This is a genomic window from Oleiphilus sp. HI0043, from assembly GCF_001634935.1.
This window is the reverse complement of sequence record NZ_LWEY01001605.1, coordinates 1-818: the sequence shown is the minus strand read 5'-3', so window position 1 is coordinate 818 and position 818 is coordinate 1. Positions and strand designations below refer to the sequence as shown.

At 45.7% G+C, this 818-nt stretch carries 1 protein-coding gene and 1 pseudogene; both read right to left on the bottom strand.

Annotation, left to right across the window (positions count from 1 at the left end; genetic code table 11):
* Positions 1–193: pseudogene (locus A3729_RS23995) on the bottom strand (succinylglutamate desuccinylase); the annotation flags it as partial.
* Between the two features lie 41 nt (positions 194–234).
* On the bottom strand, positions 235–818 hold a 584-nt coding region (locus tag A3729_RS23990; protein WP_156498105.1), incomplete at its 5' end, for a RimK family alpha-L-glutamate ligase.

Here is an 818-nt window from a genome sequence, read left to right as displayed (position 1 = left end):
TCTCAGTACCATTTAACTCATCACCATGAATCGCAGCGCTAACGAACAATACCGGGCCATCTTTTTTACCGTGTTTCACGTATACCGGCATCGACATTTCGGTGTCGGTATACAGCGCAACGGTGGGCATTTCAATGTATGCTGATTCACCCGGTTTGATGTCACGTCCTGCTATGGAAAAGCTCTGTCTCATTGTAATATCTCAACTAATATTTGCATTGTCTCAACTAATAACTAACCTTTCCCTTTAGTTTTGGTTGCGTTGGGTTTTGCCTTCTTTTCGATATGCGAAATAATCATCCCCGCTACATTTTTGCCGGTAGCCGTTTCAATGCCTTCTAGCCCCGGGGAAGAGTTCACTTCCATGACAACGGGCCCGGTAGCACTTCGAAGAATATCTACACCGCACATTGATAAGCCCATTGTCTTTGCTGCATCGACTGCTGTTTTTCTTTCAGCTGGCGATAAGCGAACTATTTCAGCCGAGCCCCCTCTGTGTAGGTTTGAGCGAAACTCACCAGGCGCAGCCTGACGTTTCATTGCAGCAACGACTTTATCTCCCACCACAAGACAGCGAATATCAGCACCATTTGCCTCCTTAATGTACTCTTGTACAAGGATGTTTGCTTTTAGACCCATAAATGCCTCAATGATGCTTTCGGCTGTCTTTGTCGTTTCCGCTAATACAACACCAATGCCCTGAGTGCCTTCCAATAACTTAATGACAACGGGTGCGCCACCGACATTCTTAAGTAAGTCATCTATCTTGTCAGGCCGATTTGCGAAACCTGTTCTAGGTAAACCAATCCCTTTTCTAG